Below are 18,409 nucleotides of genomic sequence, written 5' to 3'. Positions count from 1 at the left end.
CCAACTTCGGTAGCGATATCGACGAGAACCGCCTGATACTCAGCTACGTGCTGCCGCTCTGGTAAGACCACCGCAAACGAAGAAGCCCACCAATCCGGTGGGCTTCTTTCATTCGTTGGCACGAACGGAAAAAGCTGGACCACGCTTCACCGATTCACCCTTGGAGCCCGGCTGGGCCACGAATGGCGGACATGAAAAGCGGTGTCCAACGGCACCGGACGAACGCGTCAGACGCCGCCCAGGTAATCCATCTTGCCCACGTCCACGCCGTTGTGGCGGAGGATGGCGTAGGTGGTGGTGATGTGGAAATAAAAGTTCGGCAGGGCGAAGCCGAGCAGATAGTCGCGACCGCTGAAGCTAATCTCGCCACTGCGCATTTTCAGCACCACAGTGCGGCTTTCGCTGCCCTCCAGCTGGGCAGCGTCTATGCCCTCGATGAACGCCTGAGTCTTGGCGATGCGCGCCTGCAGTTCCTCGAAGGTGGTTTCGCTGTCGGCCCAACTCGGCACCTCGACGTTGGCCAGGCGCGCCGCACATCCCTTGGCCATATCGCTGGCGATCTGCACCTGACGGGCCAGGGCGTACATATCCGGCGCCAGGCGCGACTCGATGAATACCTTGGGATCGATGCCACGCGCCAGGGCGTTGGCCTCGGCTTTCTTGAGGATGTTGGACAGGTTGCCGAGCATGCGCGCCAGAACCGGGATGGACGCCTCGTACATAGACAAGGACATGGTGATCGCTCCGTTTTCGGGTGGATGGGAGAGGCTCAGGTATAGCGCTTAGCCGGCCGCCCGGCAATGTGCGCAAAAGTCCCGCCAGATCGGGCAATGGCGCGGTAAAGTCACCCAACGCGATAGCTCGTCCCACCCGCAGGACAAAATCATGCAAGACCTCAACGATCTCTTCTATTTCGCCAAGGTGGTGGAGCACGGCGGCTTCTCGTCTGCCGGCCGTCTGCTCGGCATACCCAAGTCGCGCCTTTCACGGCGCATTGCCGAACTGGAAACCCGGCTCGGCGCGCGTCTGCTGCAACGCACCACACGCAAGCTGGCGCTGACCGATGTCGGCGAGCGCTTCCTGCGCCATTGCCAGGCCATGCTGCTGGAGGCCGAGCAGGCCGAGGAAGTGGTGGCCAGTCTTACCGTCGAACCCCGGGGCCGCCTGCGGGTGTCCTGCCCGGTGGAGCTGGCGCACTCGATGCTCAAGCACGTGATAGCCGAATTCCTCCAGCACTATCCCCTGGTGCAGCTGGACATGATCCTCACCAACCGCCGGGTGGATCTGCGCGAGGAAGGCGTGGACGTTGCCCTTCGGGTACGCGAGGAAGGCGACGAAGACCCGACCCTGATCGCTCGCCCATTGCGTGCGGCGCAGGCCTTCCTGGTGGCCGCGCCCAGCCTGCTGGAGGGTATGAGCATCTATACCCCGGAGGACCTCCAGCACTTGCCGGCCCTCGGCGGCCTGGAGGCTGACCGGCGCATCCACCACTACCTGCATGACGGCCGCGGCAATCGTCGCGAAGTGGTTCTGGAGGCCCGCCTGGGCATTGAGGACTTCGATGTGCGCAAGCACGCGGTGCTGGCGGGCCTGGGCTTCAGCATGCTGCCGCAAATGAACTGCGAAACCGAGTTGCGCGACGGTAGCCTGGTGCGCCTGCTGCCGGAATGGAGCCTGCCGGGCGGCCATCTGCAAGCGGTCTACACCCATAGGCGCGGCATGCTGCCGGCGGTCCGCGCCTGGATCGAGCACCTCGTGGAAGCCTTCTCCCACAGCCAGGTTCCCATCATCTGAACCTTGGCCAGCAAGACAACCATTAGCTAGCTTTCTTTGCCGTCGCGAGTCGGGGATGATGGCGACATTCCCCGTCCGCCCCAATTCCAGGTTCTGCCATGAGCACGCCACGGCTGTCCGCGTCCTCCACCACGCTGCAGATCATCACCGTCGTCTTCTTCACCTTCATCAGCTTCCTCTGTGTCGGGCTGCCAATTGCCGTGCTGCCCGGCTACGTACATAACGACATGGGCTACGGCTCGGTGATGGCGGGGATCGTCATCAGCGTGCAGTACCTCGCCACCCTCCTCTCCCGCCCTATGTCCGGAAGCCTGGCCGACCGGCTGGGCGCCAAGCGCGCGGTCATGTACGGCATGGCCGGCTGCGGCCTGTCCGGGGTACTGACGCTGCTCTCCACCTCGCTGGCGCAATTCCCCCTGCTGAGCCTGGCGCTTCTGCTCGGCGGGCGCGTGATGCTGGGCATTGGCCAGGGCCTGGTGGGCACGGGTTCCATCAGTTGGGGCGTGGGCCTGGTGGGTGCGGAAAACATGGCGCGGGTGATTTCCTACAACGGCATCGCCTCCTATGGCGCAGTGGCCATCGGCGCGCCCCTGGGCGTGGTTCTGGTCGATGGCCTGGGCCTGTGGAGCATCGGTGGGCTGATGGCAGTGCTCTGTGCCATTGCCCTGCTGCTGGCCTGGCCCAAGCCCCCCTCGCCCATCGTCCACGGCGAGCGGCTGCCCTTCAGCAACGTCTTCCTGCGCATCGCCCCCAACGGCACGGCCCTGGCCCTGGGCTCCATCGGCTTCGGCACCCTGGCCACCTTCATCACCCTTTACTACGCCAGCGTAGGTTGGGAAGGTGCCGCTTACTGCCTCACCGCCTTCGGCTGCGCCTTCATCGGTGCCCGGCTGTTGTTCGTCAACAGCATCAAGCATCTGGGCGGTTACCGGGTGGCCATCGTCTGTCTGGCGGTGGAAAGCCTCGGCCTGCTCCTGTTGTGGGCGGCGCCGACGCCTTGGCTGGCGCTGGCCGGCGCGGCGCTGACCGGTTTCGGCCTGTCGCTGGTCTATCCTGCCCTCGGTGTCGAGGCCGTCACACGCATTCCAGCCGCCAGCCGCAGTTCGGCCCTGGGCGCCTACGCGGTATTCTTCGACTTGGCCCTGGGTATCGCCGGGCCGCTGATGGGCGCTATTGCCGGTCGTGCGGGCTTCGCCACGATCTTCCTGGTCGCTGCGCTGATGGCCCTGGCCGGCATGCTACTGAGCCTCTGGCTGCTACGCAGCGAAACCCGAACCTGAAGGAACAGGAGCACGCATGACCCCAGATCAAGTCGCCGCCTTCTGCCTGCAACTTCCCGGTGCCCGGGAAGACCTCAAATGGGGCAGCAACCGGGTGTTCTCGATAGCGGGCAACAAGATGTTCGCCATCATCAACTTCCTGGGTGATGGCCTGACCTTCAAGGTCGATAAGGACCTCTTCCTCGGTTACGTCGACCGCCCCGGCATCATTCCCGCGCCTTACCTGGCGCGGGCCCACTGGATTGCCATGCAACGCCCCTACCCCATGGGCGACGGCGAGTTGCGCGAGCTGATCACCCGGTCCCACCAACTGGTGGTCGCGCGCCTGCCGAAGATCCGCCAGGTGGGGCTGCTACTCGACTGATTCCCCCAACGACAAGGAAGTCACATGCCCGTTCGCTCGTTTGCCCTGATCGCCCTGCTCCTGTTCGGCGGCTACACCCTCTATGTAATGGCCATCAGCGAACAGCCGCTGCTGGAGTTCGGTGCGCAGCTGATGAGTCGGCCCGACACCGCCCAAGTGGTGGTCGACCTCTATCTGGCCTGCGCCCTGATCGGAATCTGGATGTACCAGGACAATCGCCGCCAGGGCCGCAGCCTGGCCTACTTGCTACCCTTCTACCTACTGACCGCAGTGTTCGCCTCCATCGGACCACTGCTCTATCTGGTCCTGCGAAAAAACCAGCGCCACGAGGCATGAGCTGATGAGAACCACAGCCCTCTGGACCCACCTTTGGAACAACCGATCCCCCACCCATGGCCTGGAAGACTTCCGTCTGGAGGGGCGCCGGGTGGACAGCGGCATGCTGGCCTTTGACGACGATGGCAAGCCGTACCGCTTGAACTACACCCTGGAATACGAAAAAGGCTGGGAGCCCAGGACCTTCAGCGCCACGGTGCGTGATGGGCGCGGCAGCCGCACCCTGACCCTGCGCCGTGACGGCCTGCACTGGTTCGATGGCAACGGCCAGAAGCTGCCCGAGCTGTCGGGTAGCCTCGACTTGGACCTCTGGCCCACCCCCTTCACCAACAGCCCGAGCATCTGGCGGCTGTTCCTCAACCGGGAAGAGCGCCGGGAGATCGAGGTGGTGTTCGTCGAAGCGCCGCAGCTGACCGTGCGGCGCATGCGCCAGGCCTACACCCGCCTCGACCAGAGCCATTACCTCTACCAGAACCTCGACGGCAGCGGCTTCGAAGCGGTGCTGACCCTCGACGAGGATGGGCTGGTGAACCGCTATCCGAAGTTCTTTCAGCGGCTGTAACGGGTAGGGGCAACCCGTTGTTGGGGTGATTTCATTGGCGATGTCTGCGTTAGCTATTGCGAGAGACTTACCATCGGGCGAAGAGCCTTGTAGGAGCTGGCTTGCCAGCGAAACGGGGCCATTCGCTGGCAAGCCAGCTCCAACGGGCAATGCAGCTGCCTACAAGACGTCATGCAGACATAGCCAATACGTCAGCCCGCCGGCACCGCAAGATGAAGTCACGCGGGCGCCGCCTCCAGCTTGTGGATCGGCTTCCAGCGGCGCAGCAGTTGATACAGGGTCGGCACCACGAACAGGGTGAAGAAGGTCCCCACCAGCAGCCCGCCGACGATCACCATGCCGATCTGCTGCCGGCTTTCCGCACCGGCGCCCGTGGCGATGGCCAGGGGCACCGAGCCCAGCACCATGGCACCGGTGGTCATCAGGATCGGCCGCAGGCGTTTCACCGAGGCTTCCATCACCGCTTCGTGCAGGTCCACACCCTGGCGCAGCAACTGATTGGCGAATTCGACTATGAGGATGCCGTGCTTGGTGATCAGGCCGATGAGCGTGACCATGCCCACCTGGGAGTAGATGTTCAGGGTGCCGCCGAAGAGGGTCAGCGCCAGCAGCGCACCAGCCATGGAGAGCGGAACGCTGAAGAGGATGATCATCGGGTCGATGAAGCTCTCGAACTGCGCCGCCAGCACCAGGTAGATGAACACCAGGGCCAGGGCGAAGATCAGCGCCACACCGCTGCTGGAATCCTTGAAGTCACGCGAGGTACCGGTGTAGTCGAACTGGGTGTCCGGCGGGAATACCTCGCGCGCCGCCAATTCCAGGTGGTTTAGGGCCTCACCGAGGGTGTAGCCGGAACCGACGTTGGCGGTCACGGTGACCGCGCGCAGCTGGTTGAAGTGATTGAGTTCGCGGGGCGCCACGGTTTCGCGTACGTCGATCAGGTTGGCCAGTTGCACCATGCTGTCGTTGCGGCCGCGCACGTACACGCGGTTGAGGTCATCCGGGTTGCTGCGGTCGACGTTGGCCAGTTGCACCAGCACGTCGTACTGCTCACCGTTCTGCTTGAAGCGCGTTACCTGGCGGCTGCCGAACAGGCTTTCCAGGCTACGGCCAATGGCGGCGGTGTCCGTGCCCACCGCCACCGCCTGCTCGCGATTGACCGTGACTTTGAGCTGTGGCGCATTGAGCTTGAGGTCGCTGTCCAGGCTTTCCAGCCCGGGAAAGTCACGCACGCGCTCCATCAACTGATCGACATACCCCTGTAGCTCGCTGTACTCCAGTGAAGAGCGGATCACGAAGTTCACCGGCTGGTTACGCGCACTCTGCCCCAGCGGCGGACGGTTGATGGGGAAGGCCCGCACGCCGGGAATGTCGCGCAATTTGGGCAGAAGTTCATCACGGATTTCGAACTGGCTGCGCTCGCGGTCATCCCAGGGCTCCAGCTTGAGGAAGGACAAGCCCTGGGCGACCGTCGGGAAGCCCACCACCACCATGTAGCGGTTGGCTTCGGGGATGGTCTGGTAGGCCTCTTCCAGCATTTTCGCGTAGCGACTGGTGTATTCGATGGTGGCGCCGTCGGGGCCGTTGATGGAGCCGACGATGGTGCCGGTGTCTTCGGTGGGGGCCAGCTCGCTGCGCAAGCCGCTGAATAGCACCAGGCACAGCACCAGGATCGCGGCCAACAGCAGGACAATGAGCATCCAGGCGCGCAGCACCCGCTCCAGCAGGTGGCGGTAGCTGTAGGTCAGTGCGTGAAGAAAGGATTCCACCAGGTTGTAGAAGCGCCCGTGCTGCTGCGCCCCGTGGGGTTTGAGCAAGTGACCGCACATCATCGGCGACAGGGTCAGGGCGACGAAACCGGATACCAGCACCGCGCCGGCCAAGGTCCAGGAGAATTCGGTGAAGAGCTTGCCGGAGGTGCCCTGCATGAAACCGATGGGGGCATAGACAGCCGCCAGGGTCAGGGTCATTGCAACAACCGCGAAGGCAATCTCGCGACTGCCCTTGTAGGCGGCCTGGAGCGGCGACATGCCCTCCTCGATGTGCCGGTGGATGTTCTCCAGCACGACGATGGCATCGTCCACCACCAGGCCGATGGCGAGCACCATGGCCAGCAACGTCAGGGTATTGATGGAGAAACCCAGCAATACCATGAGGCTGAAGGCGCCGATCAGCGACACGGGAATGGTCACCAGCGGAATCAGGGTGGCGCGCAGGGAGCGCAGGAAGAGGAAGATGATCAGTATGACCAGAACCACCGCCTCCCAGATGGTGGTGTAGACGTTGTCGATGGACTCGCGGATGAACAGCGAGTTGTCGTTGGCGATGGTCATCTTCATGCCATCGGGCAGCAAGGCTTGCAGTTCCGGCAGCGCGGCATTGAGACCGTCGGAGATTTCCAGCGGATTGGCCGTAGCCTGTTTGACCAGTCCGAGGGACACGGCCGAGCGCCCATTGAAGCGCACGATGCTGCGCTCGTCCGCGGCGCCGATCTCGGCATGACCGACGTCGGCCAGACGCAGCAGGTAGCCGCGCTGGTCGTTGAGGATCAGGTCGTTGAATTCCTCGGGGGTGCGCAGGTCGGTTTCCGACAGCACGCTGAATTCGCGTTGCACGGACTCGATGCGCCCAGCCGGAATTTCGACGTTCTGCCGGCGCAGGGCATCTTCCACGTCCTGCACCGTGAGGTCGTGGGCGGCGAGCTTTTCCGGGTCCAGCCAGATGCGCATGGCGAAACGCCGGGCGCCACGGATCTGCACCTCGGAGACACCGGGAATGGTCTGCACGCGGTCCCGTATCACCCGTTCGAGCACATCGGTGATCTCCATCGCCGAATGCCGCTCGCTGTAGAAGGCGATCCAGATCACCGGCTGGGCGTCGGCTTCGACCTTTTGCACGATGGGCTCGTTGATCTCGTCCGGCAGCAGGCCGCGTACCCGGCCCAGGCGGTCGCGCACATCGTTGGCAGCTTCGTCGGCGTTGGTGCCGAGGCGGAACTGTGCGGTGATCTGGGTGTTTTCCGAACGGCTGATGGAGGCCACGAAGTCCAGGCCCTCGATGCCCGACAGCACGTCCTCGATGGGCTGGGCCACCTGGGATTCCATGATCTCCGGGCTGGCGCCGGGATAGATGACGTTGACGGTGACGATGGGCACGTCGATGTTGGGATATTCCCGCACCGCGAGGCGCTGATAGGCCAGCAGCCCGAGCAACACCAGGATCAGCGACAGGACGGTGGCAAACACCGGCCTGCGGATGCACACATCAGAGAGGGTCATACCCCACCTCGCGCTACGGTGCGGACCTCCAGCCCGGGACTGACCTTCTGCCAGCCCGCAGTAATGACCTGCTCGTTGCCCTGCAGGCCCTCACGAACCTCAGCCTTGCCGCGCAGGCGCTGGCCGATCTTGATCTGCCGGCGCTCCACCTTGCCGTCCACCACGAGGTTGACGAACAACTGCTGCCCCACAGGCATCACTGCCTCTTCGGGAATCAGCAGGGCCTGCGGGCGCTCGGCGAGGATCACCGATACCTTCACGAACTGGCCGGGCTTGAGTCGGTGCTCCTTGTTGGCAATCTGCGCGCGGATGGCCTGGCTGCGGCCGATCTCGTCCAGGCGCGGGTTGAGGGCGATGATCTCGCCGCGAAAGCGCTCTCCCGGATAGGTGTCCAGGCTGAGTTCCACCGGCTGGCCAAGACTCACCTGGCTGACCGCCTTCTGCGGGATACGGAAGTCCACCTTCAACGGGTCCAGCACTTCCAGGTTAACCATGTCCTGCCCGGCGCTGAGGTAGTCACCGACGCTGACCTGGCGAAGCCCCAGGGTGCCGTCGTAGGGGGCGCGGATCTGGGTCTTGTCGAGGCGCGCCTGGGCCAGCGCCAGGCTGGCACGCGCCGCCTGTTCCTGGGACATTGACTCGTCCTGCGCCTGGGCATTGCTGGCGCCGCGGGAGTACAGCATCTTCGCCCTTTGGTAGCTCTTTTCCGCCAGGTCGAGGTTGGCGCGGGCCTGGGCCAGCTCGGCGCGGGCGATGGCGTCGTCCAGGCTGATCAAGAGCTCGCCGCCTTTGACCGTCTCACCCTCGCGGAAATGCAGGCTGGCCACCCTGCCCTCCACTTCCGGGCGGATCATCACCGACTCGTCCGAGCGCAGCGAACCGAAGGTCACCAGCTCGTCGCGCACCAGCGCCCGCTGAGGCTCGGCCACTTCCACCAGCGGCGCCTCCTGGGCCACGGCGGACAACGAAGCAAGCGCCCCGAACAACAGCCAAACACTGCGGCGGACCATCATTAGGAGCCCCTGGGACGATTCGGAAGGAAAGAAGTCTGCCGACTGTATCGGCAGACCTCGATCAGCGGCATCCAGAAGATAATGCCACTCTGTGTCGCTTTGTTTCGCCTTATTGGCGCATACCGCGACCGCTGACCAGCAGTCGGATGCAGGCGACGTAAAGAATGACCATGGTCAGCAGCATCAGGGCGATGGCGACGCCGATGTTGATGTCGGAAACACCCAGGATGCCGTAGCGGAAGGCGTTGACCATGTGCAGGATCGGGTTGCCCAGGGACACCGTCTGCCAGAACGGCGGCAGCTGGTGGATCGAGTAGAACACGCCGCCCAGGTAGGTCAGCGGGGTCAGCACGAAGGTCGGAATGATCGAGATATCGTCGAAATTGCGCGCATAGACCGCGTTGATGAACCCACCCAGGGAGAAGATGGTCGCAGTCAGCAGCACCACCAGCGCCGTCACCCCGATGTGGTGCACCTGGAGCTTGGTGAAGAACAACGACAGGAAGGTCACGATCACCCCCACCGCCAGCCCGCGCAGCACGCCACCGATGGTGTAGCCGAGGAGGATGGTGTGCGCCGACACCGGCGATACCAGCAACTCCTCCACCGAACGCTGGAACTTGCTGCCGAAGAAGCTCGACACCACGTTGCTGTAGGAGTTGGTGATGACCGACATCATGATCAGGCCAGGGACGATGTAGTCCATGTAGCTGAAGCCGCCCATGTCGCCAATCTGCCGGCCGATCAGGTTGCCGAAGATGACGAAGTACAGGGCCATGGTGATGGCCGGGGGTAGCAGTGTCTGCGGCCAGATCCGCATGAAACGGCGGATTTCGCGATAGACGATGGTATTGAGGGCGACCAGGTTTGCGGAGAGTTCCGAACTCATACGGCCACCTTCGCCAGGTTTTTCTCCACCAGGGACACGAACAGCTCCTCGAGGCGATTGGACTTGTTGCGCATGCTCAGCACATCGATGTTCAAGGCCGCCAACTGACGGAACAGCTCGGTCAGGCCTTGGGTCTTTTCAACCTGCACTTCCAGGGTGTGGTCATCCACTAGCTCGGCGGGGTAGCCATTAAGCTGGGGCAGCACTTCCAGGGGCTCCTTGAGGTCCAGCAGGAAGGTTTCCTTGTGCAGCTTTTTCAAGAGTTCCTTCATGCTGGTGTTCTCGACGATGCGGCCGTGGTCGATGATGCCGATGTTGCGGCAGAGCTGCTCGGCCTCTTCCAGGTAGTGCGTCGTCAGGATGATGGTGATGCCCTGCTCGTTCAGCTCGGTGAGGAAGCTCCACATGGAGCGACGCAGCTCGATGTCCACGCCCGCAGTGGGTTCGTCGAGGATCAAGAGGCGCGGCTGGTGGATCAGCGCCCGGGCGATCATCAGGCGGCGCTTCATGCCGCCGGAGAGCTCGCGGGAGGCTGAATTGCGCTTCTCCCACAGGCCGAGCTGGTTCAGGTACTGCTCGGCGCGCTCCTTGGCGATCTTCGCCGGAATGCCGTAGTAGCCCGCCTGGGTCACGACGATGTCGAAGACCTTCTCGAACTGGTTGAAGTTGAACTCCTGCGGCACCACGCCCAGGCAGCGCTTGAGCGCGTAGGGCGACGTGTCCAGGTCATTGCCGAAGACACTGACGGTGCCGCTGGTCTTGTTCACCAGGGTGGACAGGATGCCGATTGTGGTGGACTTGCCTGCGCCGTTGGGGCCGAGCAAGGCGAAGAAATCACCTTCAGCCACTTCCAGATCGATGCCTTTGAGGGCCTGGAAGCCATTGCCGTAGGTCTTGGTCAACTGCCGAATGGACAGGGCGGAACTCATGATGGATTCGTCTGCTTCTAAGGAAAGGGGCTAGATAAGGCCGAATGCCAGCTAATTCAACCGGCGATCGCTGCCACTCAGCCTAGGTTCCAATGGCTCTATCGGCGAGCCGGATCAGGTCAGCGCCGTCATCACCGCTTTCTTGTACGCAGGCCGGGCCTTCAGGCGCGCGTACCAGGCTTCGAGGTTGGGCAGCTCGGGACGCAGGATCGGCATCTCGAACCAAGCGTAGGCGAAGCAGCCAAGCGGGATATCGCCCATCGCCAGGGTTTCGCCCGACAAGTAGGGGCGCTCGGACAGGGCTCGGTCAGGAATGGCCAGCAGCTCACTGCAGCGTGTCAGCGCGGTATCGATCAGCGCCTGGTTACGCTCGGCCGGCGGTGTGCGCATTGTGCCCCAGAACAGGTCGCGAAACGGTGTGGCAAAGCTTGAGGTGGCCCAGTCCATCCACTTGTCACCCTCGGCACGCGCCACTGGCGACTCGGGATAGAGGCTACCCGCGGCGTAACGTGCAGCCAGGTAGCGGACAATGGCGTTGGACTCCCAGAGCACCAGATCGCCGTCCTCGATCATCGGCACCAGGCCATTGGGATTACGCGCGCGGTAGGTCGGCTCGTTGACCAGGCCAAAGGCGCCACCGGCGTCCCGCTGCTCGTAGGCGACTCCGGCTTCTTCAGCGCACCAGAGCGCCTTGCGCACGTTGGTGGAATTGATTCGCCCCCAGATCTTCAGCATTGCGACACTCCAGGCCGGTTGGACAGGGGCACCATTCTAGGGCCCCGATCCGCACGACGGAATGCCGAATCCTCCAGACTTGCTGCGGACTCAGAGCCGGAAATGCCCCGCCATGCCCTGCAACTCCTGCCCCAGCCGCGCGAGCTGGACACTGGAGGTTGCCGTTTCGTCCATGGCCATGGCGGACTGGTCGGCGATATCCCGGATGCTGGTGACACTGCGATTGATCTCCTCGGCTACTGCGCTCTGCTGCTCGGCCGCCGCGGCGATCTGCTGATTCATCTGGTGGATCAGGGTCACGGCGTCGGCAATGCCGGCCAGTGCTTCCTCGGTCAGGTTGGCATCCTGCACGGTCAGCCCTAACAGGCTTTCGCTCTGCTGCATGTGCTCCACTGAACTGCGCACGCCATCGCGCAGGGTGGCGATCAGCCGTTCGATCTCGGCGGTGGACTGCTGGGTCCGCCGCGCCAGCGCCCGCACTTCGTCCGCGACCACGGCGAAGCCACGCCCCTGCTCACCGGCACGGGCCGCTTCGATGGCAGCATTGAGCGCCAGCAGGTTGGTCTGCTCGGCGACGCTCTTGATCACGTCGAGCACGGTATCGATGCTTTGAGTGTCCTGGCTGAGGCGCTGGATGCTGGAAGTGGCTTCCTCCATCGCATGGGCCAGTTGATTGACCCGCTCCAGGGTCTGGCGCACGACCTGACTGCCGGTGGTGACGCGGTTGTCCGCCGCCTCGGTGGAACTGGCGGCGGCCTCGGCATTGCGTGCTACCTCTTGCACGGTGGCTGCCATCTGGCTCATGGCGGTGGCTACCTGGTCGGTTTCTTCCTTCTGGCCGTTCACGCCTACGCGGGTCTGCTCGGTCACGCTGGACAGCGCCTGGGCCGAAGAGGAAATCTGCGCCACACCGCCCTGCAAGCGGCCGACCATGTCCCGCAGGTTGCCGGACATGCCCTGCATGGCTTCCATCAACTGACCGATCTCGTCGCGGCGCTGCACCTCGATACCGGCACTGAGATCACCCTCGGCGATCTGCCGAGCCAGGCTGATGACCCGGCGCAGCGGCCGAACGATCAACAGGCTGATCAGTGCAGTAGCCGCCAGGCCGATCACCAAGGCCAGGGCCGCTGCCAGCAGGATCAGCAGCGAGCTGGAATCCTGCTGGGCGCGCATGTCGGCTTTTTGCAGTTCGTAGGCGCGCTCCACAGCTTCCACCACCCGGTCGGCCTGGGTCGCCAGGTGCATGTACTCCTGGCGCTGCTGCTCCAGGGACGCGGTGTAATCCTTCAAGCGGTCATTGAAGGAGTCGACGTTGCCGATCACTTCAGTGAGCACGGCGGCGTAGCCTGGGTCCTGCATGGCGTCGCGCAGCTCGGCGGCGAGCGTCTGAGCGTCCAGGGCTTCCTGGATCTGCGGGGCACCGGCCCCTTCCGTGCCCCGGCTCTGCTCCAGGCGCAGGCGGGCCTGGTTGAGGGCCTGCAGGAGCAGTTGATAAACGCGGCTGATCTGCCCGCCCTGGGTCACCAGCTCCGCGCCTTCGACCCCCTGCGAACGCTTCAGCAGGTCGACGCCATCCTCGTTCAAACCGCTTTGCAGCACGTCGAGGCTGTTGGACGCGCTGACCACCAGCCAGTTGGCAGCCTCCAGCCCCAGGCGTTGGTTGTCGGTGAGCTCTACGTAACGGTCAAAAGCCGCTCGGTACTCCGCCATGGCCTGGGTGACTTCGCCCAGGGCCTCGCGCCCCGGAGCAGACAACTGCGCGGCCAGTGCCTCGCTGCGGGTGACTATGGCTTCGGCCTGCTGACGCAGCGCCTCGGCATACTTGGTGTCAGAGGTGAGGGCATAGTCCTTTTCCGTGCGCCGGATCATCAGCACATCACCGCTGATGGCACGCATCTCCTCAAGAAGACGCGCCCGGCCGTCCACCGCGCGCAGAGCACTGAAACCGGTGGCCGCTACCACCAGGGTGAGTGCCAGTACGATGCCGAACCCCAGTATCAGCTTGTTGGCAGTGCTCAGGCTCGCCAGCCTGCGTTGCAAAACAGTCCACATGCTCCAACCTCCCCACAAGGCGACAACTGCATGGACGCGATCTGCTATCCGCTTCCCTGAAAGACCGAACATAGGAGCTGCAGAATGCTGGCGACAAGCCACAATCCTGTCAGCTGAGAGGCCATGCTGTTTTTGACTAACTGGACGTCGCTTTTGGATGGCTTTCTATGCTTCCTACGAAAATCTAGGAACTGATCCAGGCCAATAAAGGAAATTGCCCGGGGAACTAGGCTTGACTCACGACTCGCCAAGGAGGACGCCATGACCGCTCCAACTTCCACCCACTGGCATGCTCAGTCTGTCGATGACAGCCTGCGACAACTGGACAGCGGGCCAACCGGGCTCGACACAGACGAAGCCGAGCGTCGCCTGGCCAGCGTTGGCCCCAATCGCCTGCCCGAACGCGCCAGCGCTGGTCCCTTGAAGCGCTTTCTGCTGCAGTTCCACAACCTGCTCATCTATGTGCTGTTGGCCTCCACCCTGGTCACCCTCGTCCTGGGCGAATGGTTGGACAGCGCGGTGATCTTCGGGGTAGTGCTGATCAACGCCGTGGTCGGTTTCATCCAGGAGGGCAAGGCCGAGTCAGCGATGCGCGCCATCCAGAAGCTGCTGACCCTGGACAGCCGGGTGAAACGCAGCGGCGAAGTGCGCCAGGTGCCGGCGGAGGACTTGGTGCCGGGCGACCTGGTGCTGCTGGAAGCCGGCGACCGCGTTCCGGCGGATCTGCGCCTGCTGGAAACACGCGACCTGCGTATCGAGGAAGCGGCACTGACCGGGGAATCCGTTCCCACCGACAAGACCAGCCGACCGGTCACCGCCGATGCCAGCCTGGGCGACCGCCACAGCATGGCCTACTCCGGCACCCTGGTCAGTGCTGGCAGCGGCGTTGGCCTGGTGGTCGCCACCGCCGGCGAAACCGAACTGGGGCGCATCAGTCACCTGCTGGGCTCGGTGGAGCAGCTGCAGACACCGCTGCTGGCGGACATGGCGCGCTTCGCCCGCCAACTTACCCTGATCATCCTGGTACTGGCGGTGGCCACCTTCGCCTTCGGCATCCTGCTGCGCGGCTACAGCGCCGACGACATGCTGATGGCCGCCGTCGGCCTGGCAGTGGCGGCCATTCCCGAGGGCCTGCCGGCGGTGCTGACCATCATCCTGGCCTTGGGCGTCCAGCGCATGGCCCGCCGCCAATCGATCATCCGCCGACTGCCGGCAGTGGAGAGCCTGGGCGCGGTGACCGTGGTCTGCTCCGACAAGACGGGCACCCTGACCCGCAACGAAATGACCGTGCAACGCGTCTACACTGCGGCCCGTCGCTACGAAATTTCTGGCGTGGGGTACGCCCCCGAAGGTGACGTCAGCCCCACCATCGACCTCGCTCATGACCTGCACGAACTGGCCCGCGCCGGCCTGCTGGCCAACAGCGCCAGCCTCTGCGAGGTGGACAGCCAGTGGTGCATCACGGGCGACCCTACCGAAGCGGCGCTGCTCACCCTGGCCGGCAAGCTGCAACTGGACTCGGACGACGAAGCCAGCCGCCACCCCCGAGTCGACGCCCTCCCCTTCAGCTCCGAGCGCCGCTACCTGGCCAGCCTGCATCGCGACGAGCACGGCCGGGGCGTCATCTACCTGATTGGTGCACCGGAGCGACTGCTGGAAGTCTGCGACCAGCAATGGCGTGACGGTAGCGCCGAGCCGCTGGACCCACGTATCTGGGACGACGTGCTGGGAGAAGGCGCAGCCGCCGGCTTGCGCATGATCGGCCTGGCCCGCCGCGGCGCCGGCAGCGGCCAGCACGAGCTGAACCATGCCGACCTGGGCAGTGGCTTCGTGCTGCTGGGCCTGGTGGGCATGATGGACCCGCCCCGGGAGGAAGCCATTCTCGCCATAAAGGAATGCCACAACGCCGGTATCCACGTGAAAATGATCACTGGCGATCACGCCGCCACCGCCGCCGCCATTGCCGAGCGACTGGGTCTGCCGGCCGGCAATCCGCTGACCGGCGCTGACCTGGATGACCTGAGCGATTCCGAGCTGGATGCCCTGCTCAAGGAAACCAGCGTTTTCGCGCGCACCAGCCCGAGCCACAAGCTGCGCCTGGTGGAGCGTCTGCAGGCCATTGGCGAACGGGTGGCCATGACCGGTGACGGGGTCAACGACTCCCCTGCCCTCAAGCGCGCCGACATCGGCATCGCCATGGGCATCAAGGGCACCGAGGCGGCCAAGGAAGCGGCGCAGATGGTCCTGGCCGACGACAATTTCGCCACCATCGCCCACGCGGTGGAAGAAGGTCGCACGGTCTATGACAACCTGAAGAAGTCGATCCTCTTCATCCTGCCCACCAACGGCGCCCAGGCCATCGTCCTGCTGACGGCCATCCTGCTGGGCCTGACGCTGCCCATCACGCCTCTGCAGATCCTCTGGGTGAACATGATCACCGCCGTCACCCTGGCCTTGGCGTTGGCCTTCGAGCCGGCCGAGGACGATCTCATGGCACGGCCGCCACGAGACCCGAAAGCGCCGCTGCTATCGGGCGAACTGCTCTGGCTGATCCTGCTGGTATCGGTGCTGCTGACCGTGGCCAGCCTCGGGCTATTTATCTACACCCAGCAGATCGGCTGGAGCATGGAGGCCAGCCGAACCCTCGCGGTCAATGCCCTGGTATTCGGCGAGATCGGCTACCTGTTCAGCAGCCGCCGGCTGAGTGGCCCGGCGCGCTTCAGCTTCAAGGACAACCCGATGGTCTGGAGCATGGTCGGCCTGATGGTGCTGCTGCAACTGGGCTTCACCTACCTGCCGGCGCTGCAGACGCTGTTCGGCACCAGCGGGCTGAGCCTGGTGGGCTGGAGCTGGTGCTTGGGAACGGCGGTGGCCACCTGCGCGGTAGTGGAGGTCGACAAGATCGTTCGGCGCACGATCCGGCGTGAGCACCGCTAGCGCCCGAACAAGCGCGCCGCCTACCCGCGTCGGACGCCTGTGGGCGGCGCTGGGCTCAGCTCGGCCGCACCATGTTGAAAGTGTCGCGCGTGCGGGTGTAGGCACTTCCGCCCAGGCGCCCCACCAGATCCAGGCGATGCGGGTCCACCCGACCAGCCTCGGTCAGCACCGCATCATCGACATGCGCCAGCAGCACCTCAGCGAACACCAGGTGACAGTTGGGGTTGGCGCGTGGATAGGGCTGAACCTCGGCCACTCGGCACTCGAAAGCCACCGGCGCGCCCTGCACCCGCGGCGCCTGCACTCGCAACGACGTTTCGGTGGCAATGCCACACTTCTCGAACTCGCTCACGCCATGGGGCAACAAGGCCGCACTGGCGTTCATGGCTTCCGCCTGCTCGAAGGACACCAACTGGATCACCAACTCGCCGGTGTCCTGCACGTTACGCAGGGTGTCCTTCAGTTGCCCATCGTCACGTGTGTTGATGTTCACCATCAAGGTCGGCGGGTTGTCACTGATGACCTGGAAAAAGCTGAACGGCGCGAGGTTGCTGACCCCGTCCTTCGACAGAGTGGAAACCCAGGCGATTGGGCGCGGCGTAACAGTGGAGGCAAGCCAGCGGTAGGCGTCCAGCGGGGCCAGTTGGGTGAAGTCGAGTTGCATGAAAAAGGCTCCAGCAGGGAGAAAGCGGCGATTATGCCTTGCCGCCTGAAGCTGCAACACAGGCACCTTGATCGATGACCGGGGGCTCTGTGTGCAGGAGCCTGGTCCCCGTCAAGCCCTGGTCTCAGCCACGCACAAGGTAGGCACCCTGCGGAACCCGATTCTGCAGCTTCTTACATTTGCCAGGTGCGGGCTGTTGTCCCACCGGGCGATCGGGGAACCAAATCCGACACTTGCCAAGCGGCGGCATCTGGCCGCGCGGGATACGCACCTCGTCATACGCCGGCTGTGAATCGAACGAAGCGGCCTGGAGGCCACCGGCATCACGGGATTGCCAATCACCCGCCTGCGACTCGGTTGCGAAGCCTTCCTGCTCCGCTGTGGCCAGACCACCGGCTGCAATACCCGCCTCACCCGGCCTTGCGCGTTGCTGATACAGGCCCACTCGGACTTGAGCCTGTTCATCCACCGCGACCTCCGCTTCCGAACCACTCGCCACGCCCGGCCCCATGCTCTGCCGGGCCGCCTGGATCAGCTGGAGATTGCGATTGCGCAACTCGGTATTGGTGCGAGCGCGCCCAGTGGATCTCTTGGCCAAGGCGATGGCCTGCTCAAACTGCCCCTGCTGGAACCGCACCTGCCCCAGATAATGCAAGGTCGCGGGATTGTTCGGCTCGATGCGCAAAGCACGCTCCAGCGTGTCGCCAGCCTGCTCCACCTCGCCAAACTCCAGTTGCAGCGACGCCGCCTCCAATAGGGCTGCTGACGCACTGTTATTGCCCTGCCCCCCCCACTGATCAGCGGAGTACGCCGGCAGCGAAGAGGCCGCGTAAAGGGTGAACGTCAGGATCGACATCAAACACTTGGCGTACATCGAGGGCATTCTCACCAGGGCTGGGGGGTATGGCGGGTTACAGGTCTTGCCTGCGCCGGCTATCCGCTCCGTCCCGGCGTCACCTGCGTGAGCCAGAGACGGGAATCATGGCGTTCTCCGACCTGCACCAGTGCCCTGAAGTTCCCACGAAGCAACCGCCAGCGCCGTACGGCCAGCCGACGTCAGCGACGTGGGAAAACAACATTGGAAGCGCCAACAGGAAGACTCGACTGCGAGGCGCCCCCGAGAGGTGATCAGGACGGAAAATCCCGCTTACTGATAAACTATGTGCCCTTCAACGCCACCCGGCGCCGCAACACAGCCGTCACTACCGATGAATCAGCCGCAAGCCCAGCTCCAGCCCACCGTCCGCCCTGCCCTGTCCCGCCGCTTCTCCGTGGCGCCGATGATGGATCGGAAATAATCATCTATCCAAATCAATAATGGTGCACCTTCTAGCGGAAAACCTCTGCACCACGTACCAAATCTGTACCAGTGTGCAGATCAGTCCCACCGGGATTGGACGGACCGAGAGCTTCTGGGCAATCGGCATAGGGGGCGGACCGCCCCGCTATGAAACTTGTCGGCAGCATAGCAAGGGCGCTGGCCACGTTTTTACACGGTCTGGGCCGATTTCTGCCCGTTGCAACAGGCAGAAGCCGGCCAGAAGCAGTCGTTCGATGCAAACAAAAGCAGGGG

The 18,409-nt window shown here is 63.9% G+C and carries 15 protein-coding genes and 1 pseudogene; 6 read left to right on the top strand and 10 right to left on the bottom strand.

Going from position 1 to position 18,409, the window contains the following annotated elements; all coding sequences use genetic code 11:
• Positions 1-227: 227 nt before the first annotated feature.
• Positions 228-734: a DUF1993 domain-containing protein gene (locus AAHM40_RS24495; RefSeq protein WP_342247005.1), complete on the bottom strand. Its 507-nt coding sequence runs from the start codon at positions 732-734 to the stop codon at positions 228-230.
• Between the two features lie 151 nt (positions 735-885).
• Here AAHM40_RS24495 and AAHM40_RS24490 point away from each other — a divergent pair, with 151 nt between their 5' ends.
• The 5 genes from AAHM40_RS24490 (at position 886) to AAHM40_RS24470 (ending at position 4,336) form a co-directional block, all read left to right on the top strand.
• On the top strand, positions 886-1,794 hold the full coding sequence (locus tag AAHM40_RS24490) for a LysR substrate-binding domain-containing protein (RefSeq protein WP_342247004.1): 909 nt from the start codon (positions 886-888) through the stop codon (positions 1,792-1,794).
• Positions 1,795-1,892: 98 nt separating this feature from the next.
• Entirely contained in the window at positions 1,893-3,074 is a 1,182-nt protein-coding gene (locus tag AAHM40_RS24485) for an MFS transporter (protein ID WP_342247003.1), read from the top strand.
• Positions 3,075-3,090: 16 nt separating this feature from the next.
• Positions 3,091-3,438: an MmcQ/YjbR family DNA-binding protein gene (locus tag AAHM40_RS24480; RefSeq protein WP_028629794.1), complete on the top strand. Its 348-nt coding sequence runs from the start codon at positions 3,091-3,093 to the stop codon at positions 3,436-3,438.
• A gap of 24 nt (positions 3,439-3,462) precedes the next feature.
• Positions 3,463-3,774, top strand: a complete 312-nt coding sequence (locus tag AAHM40_RS24475; protein WP_342247002.1) for a DUF2834 domain-containing protein — start codon at positions 3,463-3,465, stop codon at positions 3,772-3,774.
• 4 nt (positions 3,775-3,778) lie between these two features.
• Complete coding sequence (locus AAHM40_RS24470) at positions 3,779-4,336, top strand: putative glycolipid-binding domain-containing protein (RefSeq protein ID WP_342247001.1); 558 nt, start codon at positions 3,779-3,781, stop codon at positions 4,334-4,336.
• A gap of 218 nt (positions 4,337-4,554) precedes the next feature.
• Here AAHM40_RS24470 and AAHM40_RS24465 read toward each other — a convergent pair whose 3' ends face one another.
• From AAHM40_RS24465 to AAHM40_RS27380, 7 genes and pseudogenes are all read right to left on the bottom strand, one after another.
• Positions 4,555-7,614, bottom strand: a complete 3,060-nt coding sequence (locus AAHM40_RS24465) for an efflux RND transporter permease subunit (RefSeq protein WP_342247000.1) — start codon at positions 7,612-7,614, stop codon at positions 4,555-4,557.
• Positions 7,611-8,627 (bottom strand): efflux RND transporter periplasmic adaptor subunit, encoded by a 1,017-nt coding sequence (locus AAHM40_RS24460; RefSeq protein ID WP_342246999.1) that lies wholly within the window; start codon positions 8,625-8,627, stop codon positions 7,611-7,613. Before AAHM40_RS24460 ends, AAHM40_RS24465 begins: the two co-directional genes overlap by 4 nt.
• Before the next feature lie 109 nt (positions 8,628-8,736).
• Positions 8,737-9,516 (bottom strand): ABC transporter permease, encoded by a 780-nt coding sequence (locus AAHM40_RS24455; protein WP_028629790.1) that lies wholly within the window; start codon positions 9,514-9,516, stop codon positions 8,737-8,739.
• Entirely contained in the window at positions 9,513-10,445 is a 933-nt protein-coding gene (locus AAHM40_RS24450) for an ABC transporter ATP-binding protein (protein ID WP_342246998.1), read from the bottom strand. Before AAHM40_RS24450 ends, AAHM40_RS24455 begins: the two co-directional genes overlap by 4 nt.
• A 114-nt stretch (positions 10,446-10,559) precedes the next feature.
• Positions 10,560-11,180, bottom strand: a complete 621-nt coding sequence (locus tag AAHM40_RS24445; protein WP_342246997.1) for a glutathione S-transferase family protein — start codon at positions 11,178-11,180, stop codon at positions 10,560-10,562.
• Positions 11,181-11,270: 90 nt separating this feature from the next.
• The gene (locus tag AAHM40_RS27385; protein ID WP_446731619.1) at positions 11,271-11,984 is read right to left on the bottom strand and encodes a methyl-accepting chemotaxis protein; all 714 of its coding nucleotides are present in this window, start codon (positions 11,982-11,984) and stop codon (positions 11,271-11,273) included.
• A 141-nt stretch (positions 11,985-12,125) separates the two neighbouring features.
• Positions 12,126-12,356 (bottom strand): annotated as a pseudogene (locus AAHM40_RS27380) (HAMP domain-containing protein); the annotation flags it as partial.
• Between the two features lie 1,140 nt (positions 12,357-13,496).
• Here AAHM40_RS27380 and AAHM40_RS24435 point away from each other — a divergent pair.
• Entirely contained in the window at positions 13,497-16,172 is a 2,676-nt protein-coding gene (locus AAHM40_RS24435; protein ID WP_342246995.1) for a cation-transporting P-type ATPase, read from the top strand.
• A 55-nt stretch (positions 16,173-16,227) separates the two neighbouring features.
• Here the strand turns inward: AAHM40_RS24435 and AAHM40_RS24430 are convergent, their stop codons facing one another.
• Entirely contained in the window at positions 16,228-16,836 is a 609-nt protein-coding gene (locus AAHM40_RS24430) for a flavin reductase family protein (RefSeq protein WP_342246994.1), read from the bottom strand.
• A 124-nt stretch (positions 16,837-16,960) separates the two neighbouring features.
• Positions 16,961-17,692, bottom strand: coding sequence for a CDC27 family protein (locus AAHM40_RS24425; RefSeq protein ID WP_342246993.1), 732 nt, complete (start codon positions 17,690-17,692; stop codon positions 16,961-16,963).
• Positions 17,693-18,409 lie beyond the last annotated feature (717 nt).

Origin of the sequence: Pseudomonas sp. OTU5201, assembly GCF_038440135.1 — a bacterium.
GTDB lineage: Bacteria > Pseudomonadota > Gammaproteobacteria > Pseudomonadales > Pseudomonadaceae > Metapseudomonas > Metapseudomonas resinovorans.
The sequence above is the reverse complement of the archived record's forward strand: the minus strand, read 5'-3'. Positions and strand labels throughout refer to the sequence as shown.

Coding starts and splice junctions, on each gene's coding strand:
- AAHM40_RS24495 (WP_342247005.1), bottom strand. CDS start 734: ATGTCCTTGTCTATGTACGAGGCGTCCATCCCGGTTCTGGCGCGCATG.
- AAHM40_RS24490 (WP_342247004.1), top strand. CDS start 886: ATGCAAGACCTCAACGATCTCTTCTATTTCGCCAAGGTGGTGGAGCAC.
- AAHM40_RS24485 (WP_342247003.1), top strand. CDS start 1,893: ATGAGCACGCCACGGCTGTCCGCGTCCTCCACCACGCTGCAGATCATC.
- AAHM40_RS24480 (WP_028629794.1), top strand. CDS start 3,091: ATGACCCCAGATCAAGTCGCCGCCTTCTGCCTGCAACTTCCCGGTGCC.
- AAHM40_RS24475 (WP_342247002.1), top strand. CDS start 3,463: ATGCCCGTTCGCTCGTTTGCCCTGATCGCCCTGCTCCTGTTCGGCGGC.
- AAHM40_RS24470 (WP_342247001.1), top strand. CDS start 3,779: ATGAGAACCACAGCCCTCTGGACCCACCTTTGGAACAACCGATCCCCC.
- AAHM40_RS24465 (WP_342247000.1), bottom strand. CDS start 7,614: ATGACCCTCTCTGATGTGTGCATCCGCAGGCCGGTGTTTGCCACCGTC.
- AAHM40_RS24460 (WP_342246999.1), bottom strand. CDS start 8,627: ATGATGGTCCGCCGCAGTGTTTGGCTGTTGTTCGGGGCGCTTGCTTCG.
- AAHM40_RS24455 (WP_028629790.1), bottom strand. CDS start 9,516: ATGAGTTCGGAACTCTCCGCAAACCTGGTCGCCCTCAATACCATCGTC.
- AAHM40_RS24450 (WP_342246998.1), bottom strand. CDS start 10,445: ATGAGTTCCGCCCTGTCCATTCGGCAGTTGACCAAGACCTACGGCAAT.
- AAHM40_RS24445 (WP_342246997.1), bottom strand. CDS start 11,180: ATGCTGAAGATCTGGGGGCGAATCAATTCCACCAACGTGCGCAAGGCG.
- AAHM40_RS27385 (WP_446731619.1), bottom strand. CDS start 11,984: ATGAGCCAGATGGCAGCCACCGTGCAAGAGGTAGCACGCAATGCCGAG.
- AAHM40_RS24435 (WP_342246995.1), top strand. CDS start 13,497: ATGACCGCTCCAACTTCCACCCACTGGCATGCTCAGTCTGTCGATGAC.
- AAHM40_RS24430 (WP_342246994.1), bottom strand. CDS start 16,836: ATGCAACTCGACTTCACCCAACTGGCCCCGCTGGACGCCTACCGCTGG.
- AAHM40_RS24425 (WP_342246993.1), bottom strand. CDS start 17,692: ATGTCGATCCTGACGTTCACCCTTTACGCGGCCTCTTCGCTGCCGGCG.